Origin of the sequence: Streptomyces fructofermentans, from assembly GCF_014651055.1 — a bacterium.
In the GTDB taxonomy this organism is placed as follows: Bacteria; Actinomycetota; Actinomycetes; order Streptomycetales; family Streptomycetaceae; genus Streptomyces; species Streptomyces fructofermentans.
In genome coordinates this window covers 38,294-54,852 of sequence record NZ_BMWD01000018.1, presented here as the reverse complement: position 1 = coordinate 54,852, position 16,559 = coordinate 38,294, and the positions used below count along the sequence as shown (strand labels likewise).

At 72.9% G+C, this 16,559-nt stretch carries 15 protein-coding genes; 10 read left to right on the top strand and 5 right to left on the bottom strand.

Annotated elements, in window-relative coordinates; genetic code table 11:
* Window positions 1-58: 58 nt before the first annotated feature.
* Window positions 59-1,027, top strand: a complete 969-nt coding sequence (locus IE265_RS23530; protein ID WP_190037643.1) for an NAD(P)-dependent alcohol dehydrogenase — start codon at window positions 59-61, stop codon at window positions 1,025-1,027.
* A 505-nt stretch (window positions 1,028-1,532) separates the two neighbouring features.
* Here IE265_RS23530 and IE265_RS23525 read toward each other — a convergent pair.
* Both IE265_RS23525 and IE265_RS23520 read right to left on the bottom strand, forming a co-directional pair.
* A complete protein-coding gene (locus IE265_RS23525; protein WP_190037642.1) occupies window positions 1,533-2,702 on the bottom strand; it encodes a hypothetical protein in 1,170 nt (389 codons plus the stop codon).
* A complete protein-coding gene (locus IE265_RS23520) occupies window positions 2,699-3,640 on the bottom strand; it encodes a 5-dehydro-4-deoxyglucarate dehydratase (protein WP_190037641.1) in 942 nt (313 codons plus the stop codon). Before IE265_RS23520 ends, IE265_RS23525 begins: the two co-directional genes overlap by 4 nt.
* Window positions 3,641-3,904: 264 nt before the next feature.
* On the opposite strand from IE265_RS23520, the gene IE265_RS23515 reads away from it, so the two are divergent.
* From IE265_RS23515 to IE265_RS23480, 8 genes are all read left to right on the top strand, one after another.
* On the top strand, window positions 3,905-4,729 hold the full coding sequence (locus tag IE265_RS23515; protein ID WP_190037640.1) for an NAD-dependent epimerase/dehydratase family protein: 825 nt from the start codon (window positions 3,905-3,907) through the stop codon (window positions 4,727-4,729).
* A 340-nt stretch (window positions 4,730-5,069) separates the two neighbouring features.
* A complete protein-coding gene (locus IE265_RS23510) occupies window positions 5,070-5,840 on the top strand; it encodes a DeoR/GlpR family DNA-binding transcription regulator (RefSeq protein WP_190037639.1) in 771 nt (256 codons plus the stop codon).
* Window positions 5,841-6,037: 197 nt separating this feature from the next.
* The gene (locus IE265_RS23505; RefSeq protein WP_190037638.1) at window positions 6,038-7,408 is read left to right on the top strand and encodes an ABC transporter substrate-binding protein; all 1,371 of its coding nucleotides are present in this window, start codon (window positions 6,038-6,040) and stop codon (window positions 7,406-7,408) included.
* Window positions 7,405-8,343 carry a carbohydrate ABC transporter permease gene (locus IE265_RS23500; protein ID WP_190037637.1) on the top strand — a complete coding sequence of 313 codons (939 nt, stop codon included), beginning with the start codon at window positions 7,405-7,407 and terminating at the stop codon, window positions 8,341-8,343. Before IE265_RS23505 ends, IE265_RS23500 begins: the two co-directional genes overlap by 4 nt.
* Complete coding sequence (locus IE265_RS23495; protein ID WP_190037636.1) at window positions 8,340-9,191, top strand: carbohydrate ABC transporter permease; 852 nt, start codon at window positions 8,340-8,342, stop codon at window positions 9,189-9,191. Before IE265_RS23500 ends, IE265_RS23495 begins: the two co-directional genes overlap by 4 nt.
* Window positions 9,188-10,177 carry a zinc-dependent alcohol dehydrogenase family protein gene (locus IE265_RS23490; protein WP_190037635.1) on the top strand — a complete coding sequence of 330 codons (990 nt, stop codon included), beginning with the start codon at window positions 9,188-9,190 and terminating at the stop codon, window positions 10,175-10,177. The genes IE265_RS23495 and IE265_RS23490 overlap by 4 nt, the downstream gene beginning before the upstream one ends.
* A gap of 69 nt (window positions 10,178-10,246) precedes the next feature.
* A complete protein-coding gene (locus IE265_RS23485; protein WP_190037634.1) occupies window positions 10,247-10,468 on the top strand; it encodes a hypothetical protein in 222 nt (73 codons plus the stop codon).
* Between the two features lie 73 nt (window positions 10,469-10,541).
* A complete protein-coding gene (locus tag IE265_RS23480; protein WP_190037751.1) occupies window positions 10,542-11,738 on the top strand; it encodes a TerD family protein in 1,197 nt (398 codons plus the stop codon).
* Between the two features lie 60 nt (window positions 11,739-11,798).
* Here IE265_RS23480 and IE265_RS23475 read toward each other — a convergent pair whose 3' ends face one another.
* The 3 genes from IE265_RS23475 to IE265_RS23465 all read right to left on the bottom strand — a co-directional run bounded on the left by IE265_RS23475 (window position 11,799) and on the right by IE265_RS23465 (window position 15,825).
* Complete coding sequence (locus IE265_RS23475) at window positions 11,799-12,194, bottom strand: hypothetical protein (RefSeq protein WP_229916431.1); 396 nt, start codon at window positions 12,192-12,194, stop codon at window positions 11,799-11,801.
* An 86-nt stretch (window positions 12,195-12,280) separates the two neighbouring features.
* The gene (locus IE265_RS23470) at window positions 12,281-13,864 is read right to left on the bottom strand and encodes a TROVE domain-containing protein (RefSeq protein ID WP_190037633.1); all 1,584 of its coding nucleotides are present in this window, start codon (window positions 13,862-13,864) and stop codon (window positions 12,281-12,283) included.
* Window positions 13,865-14,376: 512 nt separating this feature from the next.
* Window positions 14,377-15,825: an alkaline phosphatase PhoX gene (locus IE265_RS23465; protein ID WP_190037632.1), complete on the bottom strand. Its 1,449-nt coding sequence runs from the start codon at window positions 15,823-15,825 to the stop codon at window positions 14,377-14,379.
* A gap of 492 nt (window positions 15,826-16,317) precedes the next feature.
* On the opposite strand from IE265_RS23465, the gene IE265_RS23460 reads away from it, so the two are divergent.
* Complete coding sequence (locus tag IE265_RS23460) at window positions 16,318-16,557, top strand: hypothetical protein (protein WP_190037631.1); 240 nt, start codon at window positions 16,318-16,320, stop codon at window positions 16,555-16,557.
* The last annotated feature ends 2 nt before the right edge of the window (window positions 16,558-16,559 follow it).

The window sequence follows — 16,559 nt, the reverse complement described above, 5'->3', positions numbered from 1 at the left end:
CAGCCGCCGCAACGGTCGCGATGCTCGGTCCGGGGACCACGAGAGGAGAGCCACTGCCATGAAGGCGATCGTCCAGGACGCCTACGGATCCGCCGACGTCCTGCGGCTGCGCGAGGTCGAGCGCCCCGTGCCGCGCGACCGCGAGGTGCTCGTCGAGGTGCGCGCGGCCGGTGTCGACCGGGGCGTGTGGCACCTCATGACGGGACGGCCGCACGTGGCCCGTGCCGTCTTCGGCCTGCGCAGGCCGAGGAACCCCGTGCGCGGCTGGGAGGGTGCGGGGCGCGTCGCGGCGGTCGGGTCCGCGGTGACCGGGTTCGAGCCGGGCGACGAGGTGTTCGGCATGTGCGAGGGCTCGTTCGCCGAGTACACGCGCGCCCGGGCCGACCGGCTGGCGCCCAAGCCCGCGAACCTCTCGTTCGAGCAGGCCGCCGCCCTGCCGGTCTCCGGTGTGACCGCCCTTCAGGCGCTGAGCGGCCGGGCCCGCCCGCGGCAGGGGCAGAAGGTCCTCGTCATCGGGGCGTCCGGCGGTGTCGGGTCCTTCGCCGTCCAGCTCGCCGTGCTGTACGGCGCCGAGGTGACCGGGGTCTGCGGACCCACCGGCCTGGACTTCGTCCGGTCCCTGGGTGCCTCGCACGTCATCGACCACACCCGCGGGGAGATCACCGACGGCCCGGACCGCTTCGACGTCGTCGTCGACAACGCGGGGCTGCGCCCGCTGCCCGTCCTGCGTCGCGCGCTCGCCCCGCGCGGCACCCTGGTCGTCGTCGGCGGCGAGGGCGGCGGCGCCCTCTTCGGCGGTATGGGAAGGGAGTTGAGGGCCGTCATGCTCTCGCCCTTCGTCGGGCAGCACCTCCGCAACCTCGTCGCACTGCCCCGCCGCGCCGATCTGGTGGCCCTCGCGGAACTCGCCGGGCGGGGAAGCGTCGTCCCGGCCGTCGACCGCGCGTACCCGCTCGCCGAGGCCGCCGCCGCGGTCCGCCACCTGGAGGAGGGGCACCCGCACGGCAAGATCGTCCTGACCGTCTGAGCCGGCCGTCCGGACCGCACGGCCCCGGACCGCCCAGGCATGCCGGCCTCCCGGCCGCCCAACCGCGGGACGGTGCGCGCCCGCCGCCGCCACCGGTCCGCGCACGGCCGCGCGACGGCACCCCCGCAGTGCGCCCGTGCCCGGTACGGCACGAAGGGCTCCGTACGACGGCCGCGCACGGCCTCTGCCCCTGCCACGGCGCGATCGGGTCGGCGGCCGCGCTCCGGCCGGACGGCGTCATCCGGGAGGTCCGCATCTTCCGGCGCCACGCCGTCATCCGGGAGGACGGCGTGGCTGGTCGGCGTCATCCGGACGGCCGGTGCGGACGGCGTCATCCGGACGGCCGGTGCGGGCGGACAGGCGGACGGCCGGTGCGGGCGGACAGGCGGACGGCCGGTGCGGGCGGACAGGCGGACGGCCGGTGCGGGCGGACAGGCGGACGGTGCGACCCGACAGCCCGGTCGGATCACGGCGGCCGCCCCGGACCACGCGGCCCGGCCGGGGCTCAACCCCGGCCCGCGAGCGCCTTCGTCACGAGCGACAGGTCCTCGTCCGACGCCAGCCCCGCGTGGTAGAGCCGCGCTTCGGTGGCCCCCGCCCCGGCGGCCCGCGCCATGTCCTCGCCGAGGGTCGCGGGGCTGCCGCCCATCCCGCGCACCACCGTGAAGTTGGCCGCCAGGACACTCGTCGCCGAAGCCTGCGCTGCGAAGGGGGCCAGCAGTCCGGGTCCGGCCGCGCACGGCACGACCACCCCGTCCGCGACGCCCAGGACGTGCCCGGGGTCCACACCGGCGTTGGCGCCCGCGTGGTACGGCACCGGATCGGCGTGCAGCAGGACACGGAACCCCTCGGGAGCCGCCGCGCGCACGGCCTCCACGGCCTCGGACTGGAGCGAGCGGGCGACGGAGTCGCGCCACGCACGCGTGGCGGCCGCCTGTTCGGCGCCCAGCAGCCTCTCGACGGTCTCCCAGCCGCCGGTGGGGGCCTCGCCCCGCCATACGGGTTCCAGGGCACGCCGTACGGCCGCCGCGGCCCCGTCCGGGTCGAGGCCGTGGTGCGCGTAGCCGTCGCGGCAGGAGGGGCAGAAGCACAGGGACATGAGGTACTGACCGGCGTCCGTCAGGGGCACACCCGCCGTCTTGTCGTGGGCGTGCAGGTGGGCGAACCCGTACCAGCCGAGGGACTCCAGTTCCGTGCCGGCCGCGCCGGGCCGCACCGCCGCCTCGACCGCCAGGTCGACCAGGTACTCGCGCGTCCCGGGCTGGGCGATGCAGGGGGCCCACGGGTAGCGGTCCCCGTAGGCGTTGGTCACGGAGGTGTCCGGGAACTCCTCGCCCAGCCGGGAGTTGTGGGCGAGTACCACCCAGGTGTGCACGTCGAGCCCGGCGCCCGCGAGGGCGTGGGCGGCCTCCCCGTACGCGTCCGAGGGCGCCCAGTCCCCGGCGGCGTACGGCCGCAGGCGGCGGCCCCGCCACCGCGCCGGGTCCACGGGGTAGAGCACTGCCGCGTGCCGGGCGGTGACGACGCGGTGGCGCGGGTGCCGGGGGGTCAGCGCGCGCGTGGAGTGGTACGCGGAGGCGAGCGTCGCCTGCCGCACCCCGAGGGCGGCGAGGCGCGCCGCCGCGTCGGGGTCGCCGACGACGTCCCACGGGTAGACGAAGGCGGAGGCCCTCACAGGCCCTCCCCGATCAGCGCGTGGCCACGCTCGACGAGCCGGGCGAGCTGCTTGACGTGCTCCTCGGACGGCTCGTGCAGCGGCGGCCGCACCTCGCCCACGTCGAGCCCGCTCAGGCGTACGCCCGCCTTGACCAGGGAGACGGCGTATCCGCGGCCCTGGGCGCGCAGGTCGACGAACGGGCGGTAGAAGCCGTCGAGCAGCCGGTTGACGGTGCGGTCGTCCCCGGAGGCGAGCGCCCCGTGGAAGGCGAGGGCGACGGCGGGCGCGAAGCAGAAGACCGCGGAGGAGTACAGCGTGATGCCGATGCCCCGGTACGCGAGGCCGGTGAGTTCGGCGGTCGGCAGCCCGTTGAAGTACAGGAAGTCTCCCGGGACCTCGGACCGTACGGCGCTCACGATGCGCTGCATCAGGTCGAGGTCCCCGACGCCGTCCTTGAAGCCGATCACGCCCTCGGCGCGGGCCAGCGCGACCACCGTCTCGGGCGTGAACACGGCGTTGTCCCGCTGGTAGACGACGACGTCCAGGGAGGTGGCGGCGGCCAGCTCCGTGTAGTGCCGCAGGAGGCCCTCCTGCGGGGCGACGACGAGGTAGGGCGGCATCGCGAGGAGGCCGTCCGCGCCCGCCTCCTCGGCGAGCCGGGCGTAGCGCACGGCCAGCGCGGTCCCGTACCCGGCCCCCGCGACGACCGGGACGCGGCCCGCCGTCTCCTCGACGGCCGCCCGTACGCAGGCCTGGAACTCCTCGGGGGTGAGCGCGTGGAACTCACCGGTGCCGCAGCACGCGAAGACGGCCGCGGCCCCGGCCTCGACACCCCGCCGGACGTGCTCGCGGTACGCGCCGAGGTCGACGGCGCCGTCGCGGCCGTACGCGGTGACGGGGAAGAACAGCGGCCCGCTCGGGATACTGAGTCGAGCGGCAAGGGGGGCTGACGTCACGGGCTCTCCCTAGAGCATGCACGCACACGCCACCCGTGCACGTTTCTGATCCATGTCCATATCCCTGAACGCGTCCACGCTAAGCCGCCCCGTCGGCGCCGGTCAAGCGGGCAAACCCGCATTCCGGGAGCGGGAAGTGGCCGGAAGCGCAGCGGATCCCGCCACTCCGCGCAACACTTGACGGAGCCGGTCGACCCTCCCTAGCGTGTCCACGGATGTGAATGCCGTACACGCATACGGCTGCCGATTCAAGGAGACCCGAGGATGCCCGCTCCCCGCACCATTCTGCTCACCGGCGCCGCCGGCGGCCTCGGCACCCTGATGCGCGGACTGCTGCCCGCCCACGGGTACGAACTGCGCCTCCTCGACCTGCTCCCCGTCGAGGGCGAGCCGGACGCCGTCGTGGCGGACCTGGGCGACCGGAAGGCCCTGCGCGAGGCCGTGCGGGGCGTGGACGCGATCATCCATCTCGCGGGAATCTCCCTGGAGTCCACCTTCGACAAGATCCTCAAGGCGAACATCGAGGGCACGTACAACCTGTACGAGGCGGCCCGCGAGGAGGGCGTGGGACGTGTCGTCCTCGCCTCCTCCAACCACGCCGTCGGCTTCACCCCGCGCCCCGCGGGCGACGCGCCGCACGCCCCGGACACGCTGATCCCGGTCGACACCCCGCGCCGGCCCGACACCTTCTACGGCCTGTCGAAGTCGTTCGGCGAGGACCTGGCGCAGCTCTACTGGGACAAGCACGGCCTGGAGACCGTCTCGGTCCGGATCGGCTCCTGCTTCCCGGAGCCGACGACCGTGCGCATGCTGTCGGTCTGGATGAGCCCGGGCGACGGCGCCCGGCTCTTCCACGCGGCCCTGACCGCCGAGGACGTCGGGCACACCGTCGTGTACGGCTCGTCCGCCAACACCCGCCTGTGGTGGGACCTTTCGAGTGCCCGGGCCCTCGGCTACACGCCGCAGGACGACTCCGAGCAGTACGCCGGAAAACTGATCGCCGAGCAGGGGGAGTTGGACCCCGAGAACCCCGACCACGCGTGCCTGGGCGGCCACTTCGTGAGCCACCCGCCGATCTGGCCGTACTGACGCCCGACGACGGCCGACCGCACCCGACGGCACCGCGGGTGCCCCCTGTCGGCCGCAGGCAGCGGCCAACGGCCCCGCGAGGACGCCCTCGTGGGGCGGACGGGCACCGAACGGGCGCGTCCGCCCGGCGGTTCGGGCACGCGCTCTGCCCGAATTACGCCGGGCCCCAGGTCGGCCCGGGCGCACGCCGCGGAAAACGGGCACATACGGGCGCCATCGGGCCCGCGACAGGCTTGGCCGGTCGAGCACACCCGCTGTAGAACTTCCCCCATGGGCCGCACCGGGCCCGAACGGGCACCGAGCCCGGTGGCGGACGACGAAGTCGCAGCACAGGAAGCGGGTGTCGGCCATGAGCGCGGAAGAACGCCAGCGGGAGATCGTGAAGGCCGCCCGCCGCACCGGCGCGGTCGACGTGAACGACCTGGCGGCCGAACTGGGCGTCGCCAAGGAGACCGTGCGCCGCGACCTGCGCGCCCTGGAGGACCACGGGCTCGTCCGCCGCACGCACGGCGGCGCCTACCCGGTGGAGAGCGCGGGCTTCGAGACGACCCTCGCGTTCCGCGCCACCAGCCACGTACCCGAGAAGCGCCGCATCGCGGCCGCCGCGGCCGAACTCCTCGGGGACGCCGAGACGGTCTTCGTCGACGAGGGGTTCACGCCGCAGCTCATCGCCGAGTCGCTGCCCCGGGACCGGCCGCTGACCGTCGTCACCGCCTCCCTGGCGACCGCGGGCGCGCTCGCCGAGGCCGACAACACCACGGTGCTGCTGCTCGGCGGCCGGGTCAGGCCCGGCACCCTGGCCACCGTCGACCACTGGACGACGAAGATGCTCGCGGGCTTCGTCGTCGACCTGGCGTTCATCGGTGCCAACGGCATCTCCCGCGAACACGGACTCACCACGCCCGACCCGGCGGTCAGCGAAGTGAAGGCCCAGGCGATCCGGGCCGCGCGGCGCAGGGTCTTCGCGGGCGTGCACACCAAGTTCGGCGCCGTCAGCTTCTGCCGGTTCGCCGAGGTCGGCGTCCTGGAGGCGATCGTCACCAGCACGCTCCTGCCCACGTCCGAGGCCCACCGCTACGCGATGCAGGGCCCCCAGGTGATCCGGGTCTGACACCGGCCCCGGCGACCCCCTCCCCCTCCCCCTCCCCTCGCCGTCCCTCCCGTCTCCGCCCCTCCCGTCTCCGCCCCTCTCCCCTCCTCCCTCGCCCCCGCACCACGGGACCTGCCCTCAGCACCCTCAACACCCGCACCACGGCACCGCGATGCCGCGACACATCCCTTATCCACCGATAGATCCAGGAGCGATCCATGCGAACCCAGAGCCGACGGAGGCCGCGCGCGATGCTCGCCGCGGCCGCCGCGGGGACGCTGCTCGCCCCGCTGCTCTCCGGTTGCTGGACCGGAGCGGGCGGGACGGGCTCCGGTGGCAACTCCATCAACGTCCTCATGGTCAACAACCCGCAGATGACGGAACTCCAGAAGCTCACCGCCGCCCACTTCACCAAGGAGACCGGCATCGAGGTGAACTTCACCGTGCTGCCGGAGAACGACGTGCGCGACAAGATCAGCCAGGACTTCGCCAACCAGGCGGGCCAGTACGACGTGGCCACCCTGAGCAACTACGAGATACCGATCTACGCCAGGAACGGCTGGCTGCGCGAGATGGACTCGTACGTCGCCGGCGACGACGCCTACGACGAGCAGGACATCCTCAAGCCGATGCGCCAGTCCCTGACCGGGGACGACGGAAAGCTCTACGGGCAGCCGTTCTACGGCGAGTCGTCCTTCCTCATGTACCGCAAGGACGTGTTCGAGGAGAAGGGCCTCACGATGCCCGACCGCCCGACCTGGACCCAGGTCGCGGACCTCGCCGCGCGGGCGGACGGCGCCGAGTCGGGCATGAAGGGCATCTGCCTGCGCGGGCTGCCCGGTTGGGGCGAGGTCATGGCCCCGCTCACCACGGTCGTGAACACCTTCGGCGGCACCTGGTTCGACAAGGACTGGAAGGCGCGGCTGGACTCCCCCGAGTTCGAGAGGGCGACCAGGTTCTACGTGGACCTCGTCCGCGAGCACGGCGAGTCCGGTGCCGCCCAGTCAGGCTTCGCCGAGTGCCTCAACAACATGACCCAGGGCAAGGTCGCCATGTGGTACGACGCCACGTCCGCGGCCGGCTCCCTGGAATCGGCCAACTCCCCCGTCAAGGGCAGGATCGGCTACGTACCCGCGCCGGTCGAGGAGACGGAGTCCTCCGGCTGGCTCTACACCTGGGCCTGGGGCATCCAGGACGCGTCCCGCAACCCCGACAAGGCCTGGAAGTTCGTGTCCTGGGCCTCCGGCAAGGGGTACGAGGAACTGGTCGGCGAAGAGGTCGGCTGGTCCGACGTGCCCGCCGGCAAGCGTGCCTCGACCTACGCGAACGCCGCCTACCGCGAGGAGGCCGCCGCGTTCCAGGACATGACCAAGGACGCCATCGAGGGCGCCCGACCCACCGACCCCGGGGTGCAGCCGCGGCCCGCGCCCGGCATCCAGTTCGTCGGCATCCCGGAGTTCACCGATCTCGGCACCAAGGTGTCCCAGGAGATCAGCGCGGCCATCGCCGGACGCCAGTCCGTCGAGTCGGCCCTGAGGAAGTCCCAGAAGCTGGCCGAGGAGATCTCCGAGGAGTACGAGGGACGATGACCGCGACCACGACAGCCCCGCTCGGCACGGCGACCGTGCCCACCCGCAAACCCCCCTCGGGACGGCTGCGCTCCTGGGCCACCCGTGCCCCGCTCCTGCCCGCCCTGGTCTTCATGGTCGCCGTGACCCAACTCCCCTTCGTGGCCACGCTGGTCATCTCGTTCTTCGACTGGAACTCCCTGTATCCGGACGCCCGCAGCTTCACGGGCCTCGGCAACTACTCGGAGGTCCTGACCGACGCGGACCTGCGCAAGTCGGTGTGGACGACGATCCTGCTCACCGTGGCCGTGGTGCTGGCCAGCCTGGTCCTCGGGCTGCTGCTGGCGCTCCTGCTCGACCGGCGGTTCAAGGGCCGCGGCCTGGTCCGCACCCTGCTGATCGCCCCGTTCCTGGTGGTGCCGGTGGCCGCGGCCCTGCTCTGGAAGCACGTCCTCTACAACCCGGAGTACGGGCTCCTGAACGGCCTCCTGCACTACGTGGGCGGCCCGCAGCCCGACTGGATATCCAGCACCCCGCTGCTGGCGGTCGAGGCCTCACTGGTGTGGCAGTGGACGCCGTTCATGATGCTGATCCTGCTGGCCGGCCTGCAGAGCCGCGACCACCAGCAGATCGAGGCGGCCAAGGTGGACGGCGCGAGCGAATGGCAGATCTTCCGCCACCTCACGCTGCCGCACCTGCGCCGCTACCTGGAACTCGGCGCCCTGCTCGGCTCGATCTACATCGTCCAGAACTTCGACGCCGTCTTCACCATCACGTCGGGCGGCCTGGGCACCGCGAACCTGCCGTACACCGTCTACCAGAGCTTCTACCAGGCCCACGAGAACGGCCTCGCCTCCGCGGCGGGCGTCCTCGTCGTCATCGGCTCGATCATCATCGCGACCTTCGCGCTGCGCGTGGTCTCGTCCCTGTTCCGCGAGGAGGTGTCCCGCGCATGAGCGGCACCGCGCTTCCCGTACGTCCCCGCCGCGCCAAGGGAGCCGGCCTGGGCCTGGTCGCCTGGCTGGCCGGCATCGTGTTCTTCCTGCCGATCGCCTGGATGGCCCTGACGTCCTTCCACTCGGAGGAGGACGCGGCCACCAACCCGCCGTCCTTCTCCGCCGCGCTCACCCTCGACGGCTACCGGGAGTTCTTCGGCACGGGCGGCGGCGCGAGCCCGTGGCCCGCGCTGGCCAACTCGACCGTGGCGTCGCTGGCGTCCACGCTGCTGGTGCTGCTGCTGGCCCTGCCGGCCGCGTACGCGCTGTCGATCCGACCGGTGAGGAAGTGGACGGACGTCCTGTTCTTCTTCCTGTCGACGAAGATGCTGCCCGTGGTGGCGGGCCTGCTGCCCATCTACCTGTTCGCCAAGAACACCGGGACGCTGGACAACATCTGGCTGCTGGTCGTCCTCTACACCTCGATGAACCTGCCGATCGCGGTCTGGATGATGCAGTCCTTCCTCTCCGAGGTCCCGGTCGCCGTCATCGAGGCGGCCCAGATCGACGGTGCGAAGCTGCCCACGATCCTGGCGCGCGTGGTGGCCCCCATCGCCCTGCCCGGCATCGCCGCCACCGCCCTCATCTGCTTCATCTTCAGCTGGAACGAGCTGCTGTTCGCCCGGGTGCTGACGGGGGTCGTCGCGGAGACCGCGCCCGTCTTCCTCACCGGGTTCATCACCAGCCAGGGCCTGTTCCTGGCCAAGGTGTGCGCCGCGTCGCTCGTCATCTCCCTGCCGGTGCTCGCCGCGGGGTTCGCCGCCCAGGACAAACTGGTCCAGGGCCTGTCGCTGGGAGCCGTGAAATGAAGGCCGCCGTCATCGAGTCCGTGGGCAGGGCGGTCGTCGCCGAGGTCCCGGACCCGGCGCCAGGGCCCCGGCAGGTCGTCGTGGAGGTCGCCGCGTGCGGGCTCTGCGGAACCGATCTGCACATCCTCCAGGGCGAGTTCGCGCCCAGCCTGCCGATCGTCCCGGGGCACGAGTTCGCGGGCGAGGTGGTCGGTCTGGGCTCCGAGGTCACGGAACTGGCCGTCGGGGACCGGGTGGCCGTCGACCCTTCCCTGTACTGCCACGAGTGCAGGTACTGCCGTACCGGCCGCAACAACCTGTGCGAGCGCTGGGCGGCCATCGGCGTGACCACGGCGGGCGGCGCGGCACAGTACGCGGTCGCCCCGGTCGCCAACTGCGTCAGGCTGCCCGACCACGTTCGCACCCAGGACGCGGCCCTGATCGAGCCGCTGTCCTGCGCGGTCCGCGGGTACGACGTCCTCCGGTCCCGCCTGGGTGCCCGCGTCCTGATCTACGGCTCGGGGACCATGGGCCTGATGATGCTGGAGCTGGCGAAGCGCACCGGCGCGGCCAGTGTGGACGTGGTGGACGTGAACCCGCAGCGGCTGGCCTCGGCCCGGCGGCTCGGCGTGTCGGCGTGCGCGGAGAACGCCGACGAGCTGGACCGCCCGCAGGGCTGGGACCTGGTCGTCGACGCGACGGGCAACGCGGCGGCCATCCAGGACGGGCTGGACCGGGTGGCCAAGGCCGGCACGTTCCTCCAGTTCGGGGTGGCCGACTACGCGACACGGGTCTCCATCGACCCCTACCGCATCTACAACCAGGAGATCACCATCACCGGTTCGATGGCCGTCCTGCACAGCTTCGAGCGTGCCGCGGACCTCTTCGCCACCGGTGTCCTCGACCCGGACCTCTTCATCAGCGACCGCCTGCCGCTGACGAGCTACCCGGAGGCCCTGGAGCAGTTCGCGGCGGGCGTGGGCCGCAAGATCGTCGTGGTTCCCTGAGGACCGTGCGGCGGGCACCGGGCCGAAAACCCCTGGGCCGCCCCGGTGCCCGCCGCCTACCATCCCCCCATGCCACGACCACAGGGCTTCACCTACGCGCAGCAGCGCGACGGCACCGTGACCATCACCCACGGCTCCCGGCACGCCACCACGCTCCGGGGCTCCCGGGCCGCCCGGTTCCTCACCGAGGTCGACTCCGACGACCCTCAGCTGGTGATGGCACGCTGGACGGGGAACTACAAGCGGGGCAACGAGCGCACGGCCCGCGCCCACCCGCGCAACGCCCGCTGAGCGGACGACCCGATTGGCCGAAGGGTAAGGGAACGGCAAAGCCGCCCCGCTCGTTCAACCGGGCATGACCGCTATGACCCCCGGCTCGAACATCCCGCTCCCCGTCACCCGGGTGACGGTGGACGTCGCCGCCCCGGTTCGGCTCGACGTCTCGGGCCTGCTGCTCACCGCCGACGGCAAGGTGCGCTCCGACGACGACTTCATCTTCTACAACCAGCCCTCGGGTCCCGGCGTGACGTACCGCTCGGGCGGCCGCACGGCCCCCGACGCGATCACGATCGACACGAGCGCCGTGCCCCCGGGCATCGAGAAGATCGTCGTCACGGCCAGCCCGGACGCCGCGGGCCGGACGTTCCAGGGCGTCGAACCGACGGCGACGATCCGCAACGCGGACGACAGCACGGTCCTCGCCAGCTTCACGCCCCCGCAGCTCGGCTCGGAGACGGCCCTGGTGATCGTGGAGGTCTATCTGCGCAACGGCGCGTGGAAGGCCCGCGCGGTCGGCCAGGGATACGCGAACGGCCTGGCGGGCATCGCCACGGACTTCGGCGTGAGCGTCGAGGAACCGGCCGCGCCGCCGGCCCCCGCCGCGCAGACCCCGGTGGCGGCCCCGCCCCCGCCCGTCGCCATGCCCCCGGTGCCGGCCGCGCCGCCGGCCGCCCCGGCCCCTCCCGCGCCCGCCCCGGGCACCGGGAAGATCAACCTCGACAAGGGCCGCGTCAGCCTCCAGAAGAACCAGACCGTCTCCCTGGTCAAGGGCGGCCGGCCGCTGCTGTCCCAGGTGAAGATGGGTCTGGGCTGGGAGCCCGCGTACCGCGGCAAGGACATCGACCTGGACGCGTCGGTCATCGCCTACGGCCCGCAGCGCAACCACATCGACAGCTGCTACTTCGGCAAGCTCTCCATCGTGAACGGCGCGATCAAGCACTCCGGCGACAACCTCACGGGTGAGGGCGGCGGTGACGACGAGGTGATCGTCGTGGACCTCGGCCGCCTCCCCCAGGAGGTCTCCGGCCTGGTCTTCACGGTCAACTCGTTCTCCGGCCAGAAGTTCACCGAGGTCGCCAAGGCCTACTGCCGGCTCATCGACGCGGCCAGCGGCGAGGAGCTGGTCCGCTTCGACCTGACCAACGCCGAGGCCCAGACCGGCGTCATGATGGCCAAGCTGATCAGGCAGTTCTCCGGCGAGTGGGAGATGACCGCCATCGGCGACTTCGTGAAGTCCCGCACGGTCCGCGGCATGGTGAAGCCGGCCGCCCAGACGCTGTAGCGGCACCCGCCCGCTCCGGCCCGCGGGACCTCCCCGGGCCGGAGCGGGCTGCGGCGACGCTCAGAACAGCGCGCTGTAGGCGTTGAGCGCGGGCTGCCCGCCCAGGTGGGCGTGGAGCACGGTCGAGTCCCGCCCGATCTCCCCGCGCCCCACCAGGTCGACCATCCCGGCCACGTCACCGTCCGCGCAGGCCTCGATGAGCCGCCCGTGCAGACCTGCGGAGCGGCAGTTCCCGCCCCCGCCGAAGCGGCGCCGCTCCAGGCGGCGGACGAGCGGGGTGCAGCGGGCGATGGTGGCGGCGGCGCGGTTCCCGCTCACCCGCACGAGGACGTCGTGCGGGTCGCCGTCGGCCGCGGGGCGGCCCGGTTCGATCCCACCGGACACGATGGTGTCCCTGATCGCTTCGTACGCCCGGTCCCTGAGCAGGGTCCGGCGGACGGGTCGTATCGCCTCCACGACTGAAATGTTGGAGTCGGTCGACGGGGCGCACAAGAGCGCCCGGCAGGCCCGCACGAAGGTGCGGACCTGCCGGGCGCTCGGGCTCAGGCCGCCCAGGGCCAGTCGGCGTCCCTGGCCCCCTCCAGCAGCGGGACCATCCGGAAGGCCGCGTCGGAGAGGCCTCCGAACACATGGCGGTTCCCCGTGCCGGACGGGCCGTGGCCCACCCGGTGTCCGGCCAGGTTCCAGGTGTAGACCGGGACGTGCGCCGGGACCTGCTCGGTCGGTCCGCCGTGACGGCTGTACGCGGCCTGCTCGTCCGTGACGATCAGGACGCGGTCGTGCTTCCTGTAGTGCTTGCGCACCGCCTCGCTCGTGTCGGTGCCGCCGAGGTCGCCGAAGCGCTCCAGCACCTTGAGCACCGACTCGCCCCGGCTGAACCCGACGCGCCTGCTCGTGGTGCCGAACTCGACGAGGTCCGCGTCCGCCGCCCGCAGTGCGAGAGCCGTGCCGAAGACGGCCGCCGCGTCGGCCCGGTTGAGCTCCGAGCGGTCGGAGAGCCGCGAGAAGAACATCGAGCCCGAGCGGTCCACGAGCACCAGCGTGCGGCCGGGCAGCGCGGGCACGTTGGCGAGGGAGTGGCCGAGGGCCCTCTCCAGCGGGTACGACCAGCGCAGCGACGGCGCGTGCCGGTACGCGGCGAGGTAGCGGAACGGGAACTGGCGCGAGCGCGCGACCTCCGCCGGATCGCTGATCCGCGCGGCGACCCGCTCCGCGACCGCGTCCGAGACGCCCGCCCGGTCGAAGTTGCGCAGGTTCCGCACCAGCGCCATGGCGCCCATGGACGGGATCACGGCCTCCCAGGCCGCGCTGTCCATCGGGCCCTGGAGCCAGCCGGCGAGCGCCTCCCAGGTGATCCCGGCCGCGGCGAGCCGCTCGGCGCCGTCGGGCGCGGTCACGACGGCGCGTCGCTCCGCCACCGGGAGCGCCATCAGCTCCCGGTGCGCGGTGAGCACCCGGTTCGACGCGGGCGGCACGGCGGTGTCCGGGTTGTGCCGGCGGTCGAGGGCGTACTGGAACAGCTCCCCCTGCCACGGCTTGTCCGGGTCGGGCGCCGCGTGCACGAGGTTGAGGATGTCGCCGAAGCGGTAGCCCTTGGACGCGGTGTCGTACTTGAGCAGCGACGTGCCGCTGAACAGCCGGCGCACGGCGTCGGCGACGCCCCGCTTCACCGGCTTGGGCAGGTTGCGGCCGTACCGCGCGGTCCAGTACGCGAGCAGCTCGCCGGGCTCGTCCGGGCGCCGCAGCACGCAGGCCACGACGCCGCGGTTGGCGGGGCCGTCCGTGGCACCCGCGTCGAGGCGCGCCTTGACGTACTCGGCGGCGCCGACGATCGACGCGGTCCGCATGCCGCCCTCGCCGCGCAGCCATTCGAGCATGCTGGCGGTCCACGACGGGTCGCGGACCGCCAGCTCGCGCACGAGCGCGGCGAACCGGTCGTCCCGCTCGGCGCCGGTCTCGTAGTGGGTCCGCTGGGAGACGAGGTTCGCGACGGCCAGCAGGAAGAGCTCGGAGCGCGCGTCGCGCTCGCGGCCCCGGCCGCCCTCGTAGGTGCGCAGCACGCGTCCGGTCGAGGTGACCCGCGAAGTGCCCTGCGCCTTTGCCGCCCTGGTGTTGAATCGCGCCATGGTGAACTCCCCCGAATTCGAGGACGACCCTCCGGTCGTCACTGCATTCCTTCCGGGAGGCGCGGCAAATGGAGTGTGCCCGAGTTCGGGAGTCGGCTGCGGAACAAACCACTGCTCTACCGCTGAGCTACAACGCCCGTGGCGTTGACGGGATTCGAACCCGCGACCCGTCGTTCCCAGAAGTAACCGCTGCCTGCGCACCGCGCACACACCGTCCGCCGCGCCTCCCGGGTTCGAACCGGCGGCCCGCGTTCCCCGGAGGGAAGGAGCGCCGTCCGCGCACCGGGAGGTGCCGGAAGTCGTGGTGTCCAGAGTTCGAGGCCGGCGGAACCGACGAAGGTGCTCTGACCCCTGAGCTACACCGGCACGTGGTACCGGTGGCGGGACTCGAACCCGCGGCCGCCCCATTATCAGTGGAAGTAGGTCCTGCCTTCGCACCTGGACGTGCATCACTCTAGGAGGGGTGCCGCGGTGCGGGCGAATGAATTCTTCTCCGCCGCGGGAAAGGGAACTCAGCCGCGATTCTGCCGTTTCCAGGGGCCCTTGACCGCCAGCATGATGCCCGGGTCCTGGATGTTGGCGTACAGGGTGCGCCCGTCGGGCGAGAAGGTCACGCCGGTGAACTCGCTGAACTCCGGTTCGTCCTCCGTGCCGATGTTCAGTTCGTTGCGGGCGATCGGGTACGTGCGGCCGCTGTCCGTCGCGCCGAAGAGGTGCGAGACGCCCTCGCCGTCCTCGGCGATGACGAGACCGCCGTAGGGGGAGACCGTGATGTTGTCGGGGCCGTCGAACGCGCCGTCGACCGCCGGGTCGGGGTTGACCCCGAGCAGGACCTTCAGCGTCAGGGTGCGGCGCCCGGGGTCGTAGAACCAGACCTGGCCGTCGTGCCGTCCGGGGCTCTCCGTACGGGCGTAGGAGGAGACGATGTACGCGCCGCCGTCGCCCCACCACATGCCTTCCAGCTTGCGGGCACGGGTGACCTGGCCGGCCCCGAACTGCTTGCGCACGGGCGTGGTCCGGGCGTCGCGGTCGGGGACGTCCACCCAGTCCACGCCGTAGACCGTGCCGATCCTGGTGGCGCGGGAGAGGTCGTCGACGAACACGCCGCCCGAGTCGTAGCACGTGGGCGCCTGGAGCGCGCCGGCGTCGTCGGCGAGGGCGCGGAGGGCTCCGTGGCCGTGCCGGAAGCCCTTGGGCGGGGTCCAGCGGAAGAAGAGGCCGTTGGGGCCCGCCGCGTCCTCGGTGAGGTAGGCGTGGCCGCGCTTCGGGTCGACGACGACGGCCTCGTGGTCGTAACGGCCGAAGAACTTCAGCGGCTTGGGGTCGCGGTTGGCCCGGCGGTCGCGGGGGTCGACCTCGAAGACGTACCCGTGGTCCTTGGTCATGCCGTTCTCGCCGGCCCGGTCGGAGTTCTCCTCGCAGGTCAGCCAGGTGCCCCAAGGGGTGCTGCCGCCCGCGCAGTTGGTGGAGGTCCCGGCGATGCCGACCCATTCGGCGACCCCGCCGCCCGGGCGCACCTCGACGACCGTGCAGCCGCCGGCCGCGGCCGGGTCGTAGACGAGCCCCTCGGCCTGCGGCACCGGGTGGGGCCAGTTGGCGCGGGGCCCCTTGAGCTCGTGGTTGTTGACGAGCAGGGTGCTGCCGCGCGGGCCCTCGAAGGCGGCCGTGCCGTCGTGGTTCGAGGGGGTGTACTCACCCGAGTCGAGCCTGGTCGTGCCGCTGCGGGTGATGACGCGGTACGAGAATCCGGCGGGCAGCGCCAGCAGGCCCGCGGGGTCGGGGAGCAGCGGCCCGTAGCCGACGGCTCCGCCGTGCCGGCCGGCGTCCTCTCCCGTGGCCTCGGTCTCCTGCGACGCGAGGGCGCCGGGCGCGGTGGCGAGGGTGCCGACGCTGCCGGTCAGGGCGACACCTGCGACGGTGATCGCGGAGCGTCCTGCGAAGTCCCTGCGGGTGAGCGGCATGGTGTCTCCTGTGACGGTGGAGTGTGACCGTGGCGGGTGGCGGTGGCGGGCCCGGCCGTCGGCCACACGGTCCCGCCCGCGGCTGAACGCCGGCTGAACACGGGACGTCCTGCCGGGACCCGCTTCCGTGAACCCGCTCCCCGCCGCGGCCGCCCCGGGCCGCGGGCGCGCACCTCCCCGCCCGGCCTCCGGGCCGCCGGCCCCCTGTCCTGCGTGCCCGGCTGCCCGCCGGCCCTCTGTCCTGCGTGCCTGGCTGCCCGCCGGGGCCCGTCACCCGGGCACCCCGGTGAGGAACGCTCCGCCCGACCCGCGCCCGCGGCGTCCCACGCGCCCCCGGACGACCACGCGGCCCACAGGCAACCCGTACGGCTCAGCAGTCCTCGCGTCCTGGCGGCCGATCGGAATAATCTCCATATCAACGACCCGGCGACCCGTGGGAGGCGAGCGGACGTGGACGCACATCGAGCAAGCCACCTCCATGAGGACCGGCTGATGGCACTGCCCCATGTGACCGGGGTCGGCACCGGCCGGGACGAGGACTCGGGCGAGGACGTGATCGTCGTCTTCGTCACCCACAAGGTGCCGCTGGACCGGCTCCGCCCCGAGGACGTGGTCCCGTCCGAGGTCGAGGGCCTGTCCGTACGGGTTCTCGCGATGGCCGACGACGGCGACGACGACGAGCCCGGGTCCGGGTCCGGGTCGGAGCCGGAGCCGGAGACCGGCACGGCCTGAGC